The sequence below is a fragment of the Dictyoglomus sp. genome, assembly GCA_025060475.1.
Classification (GTDB): domain Bacteria; phylum Dictyoglomota; class Dictyoglomia; order Dictyoglomales; family Dictyoglomaceae; genus NZ13-RE01.
Window position 1 is genome coordinate 1 of sequence record JANXBZ010000022.1, and the last position, 1,812, is coordinate 1,812.

At 30.4% G+C, this 1,812-nt stretch carries 5 protein-coding genes; all 5 read right to left on the bottom strand.

Annotated elements, in window-relative coordinates; genetic code table 11:
- Positions 1-230, bottom strand: a 230-nt coding sequence (locus tag NZ841_08395) for an ATP synthase F0 subunit A (protein ID MCS7202779.1), incomplete at its 3' end; no start/stop codon positions are given.
- Positions 230-559 carry a hypothetical protein gene (locus tag NZ841_08400; protein ID MCS7202780.1) on the bottom strand — a complete coding sequence of 110 codons (330 nt, stop codon included), beginning with the start codon at positions 557-559 and terminating at the stop codon, positions 230-232. The genes NZ841_08395 and NZ841_08400, both read right to left, overlap by 1 nt.
- Positions 534-737 carry an AtpZ/AtpI family protein gene (locus NZ841_08405; protein ID MCS7202781.1) on the bottom strand — a complete coding sequence of 68 codons (204 nt, stop codon included), beginning with the start codon at positions 735-737 and terminating at the stop codon, positions 534-536. The genes NZ841_08400 and NZ841_08405 overlap by 26 nt, the downstream gene beginning before the upstream one ends.
- Positions 734-1,189: a GatB/YqeY domain-containing protein gene (locus NZ841_08410; GenBank protein ID MCS7202782.1), complete on the bottom strand. Its 456-nt coding sequence runs from the start codon at positions 1,187-1,189 to the stop codon at positions 734-736. Before NZ841_08410 ends, NZ841_08405 begins: the two co-directional genes overlap by 4 nt.
- Positions 1,190-1,201: 12 nt before the next feature.
- Positions 1,202-1,762 carry a GNAT family N-acetyltransferase gene (locus NZ841_08415; protein MCS7202783.1) on the bottom strand — a complete coding sequence of 187 codons (561 nt, stop codon included), beginning with the start codon at positions 1,760-1,762 and terminating at the stop codon, positions 1,202-1,204.
- Between the last annotated feature and the right edge of the window lie 50 nt (positions 1,763-1,812).

The following is a 1,812-nucleotide window of genomic DNA, read 5'->3' on the forward strand; positions in this document are numbered from 1 at the left end:
TATTTTAAAGCTTTTTCTTCTCCTAAAAACCCCCCTAAATATCTCTGAAACATCTCAATAAGTACCTCAACTAAGCTCTGTCGCTTTTTTACAATTTCTTCTTGAGGTTTGTAAGAGAGCCAAAAGCTTATAATTAATACCAAAATACTTATAACCTGTAAGCTTAGAAGGGTATTTGTTACCTTAAACTCTCCTACTTCCAATATTACTCTTGGTCCAATTTCCTCCATTATTTTTTTTCCTTCCAGATCTTAAAGATCATAAACCATTGTCCCACCAAATATCCTAAAAGAAAAAGCAGAACTCCTAAAAGCTCTGCCTTGAGACTCATTAAAAATAAAATAATTAATACTATATATCTTCCTAACACATTACTTCTATACTTATTTATTCCATACCTTTTTATATTTTCTGCCAACCAACAAATAGAAATTATACTCCCAGAAAAACCAAAAGTCAAAGAAGAGATATAAGGATAAATAAGATAAAATCCCAATCCGATTAATAAAATAATTATTGCTATTTTTACATATTTATCGCAAGATTCTAAAGATGTCACGGAATCCCACCCAAATTCCCAAAGCAATTCCTGCAAGAAGAAAAACAGGAGAAGTATCAAAAATTTTATCAAGATAATATCCCAAAAATATTCCCACAAGAAGGGATGCTAAGACACTTGTTCCTAGAGAAAAGGCAATATTAAATATCTCCCAGGGAGATTTTGGTTTTTTCCTCATTTACTCTTTAATAATTCCTCTACTATCTTTTTAATTCTTTCACCTTCTGCTTTCCCTTTCAATTCTGACATTGCGAGCTTCATCACTTTCCCTAAATCCTTTATATCCTTTGCTTCTACTTCTTCTATTATTCTTTTTAAAATATCCTCTAAATCCTCATCAGATAATTGCTCTGGAAGATATCCTTCTAAAATTTTTAACTCCCTTTCTTCCTTCTCTGCAAGATCAAATCTTTCTCCCTTTTTATAAAGTTCAATAGCTTCCTTTCTCTTTTTTATCTCCTTATTTATTACATCTATCACATCTTCATCGGTCATTTCTTTCCCCTTTTCTCTTAGATCAATTTCTCTATATTTTATAGCGGAACGAAGAAAACTTAATACTTCTACTCTAAAGGAATCTTTATTTTTAACTGCATTAAGATAATCCTTTGTAATCTTTTCATATAGCATAAATTCTCCTCCTTATATAGTTATAAAGAACTCCTTTCTTAGGATTGAATAAAGCTTAGTATCCCAATAATTTCCCCTTATGAAAATATCTTCCCTCAAAATTCCTTCAAACTTCATTCCCACTTTTTGCATTACCCTTTCCGAGGCAATATTTTCAATAATACATCTTGCCTGTATTCTGTTTAAAAACATTTTCTCAAATCCAAATTTTATTATTTCCTTTACTGCTTCAGTCATTAATCCCCTTTTCCAGTATTTTCTTGATAGAACATATCCAATTTCTGCTTTAGAATTTTTTCTATCCCACCAAACATAACCACAAGTTCCAATTAATTTTCTATTCTCTTTAAATTCTATTCCCCAATCTCCATACCCTTCTCTTTCATACTTAATTAGCATAAATTCAATAAATCTTACAGAATCTTCAATGGATTTGTGAGGCTCCCAAGAAAGATATTTTGTTATTTCTTTATCCTTTGCATATTCAAAAAGATCCTCTGCATCGGAAAGAGAAATTTTTCTTAAAATAAGATGTGGAGTTTCTAATACAGGAAAGTTATCAAATATCCTCATTTATTACTTTCAGTATTCTTAGCCATCCATTTTTTGTATTTTCTGGATTA

Bases quoted from the DNA above. Each gene is read 5' to 3' on its own strand.
- NZ841_08405 (MCS7202781.1), bottom strand. From the start codon at position 737: ATGAGGAAAAAACCAAAATCTCCCTGGGAGATATTTAATATTGCCTTT.
- NZ841_08410 (MCS7202782.1), bottom strand. From the start codon at position 1,189: ATGCTATATGAAAAGATTACAAAGGATTATCTTAATGCAGTTAAAAAT.
- NZ841_08415 (MCS7202783.1), bottom strand. From the start codon at position 1,762: ATGAGGATATTTGATAACTTTCCTGTATTAGAAACTCCACATCTTATT.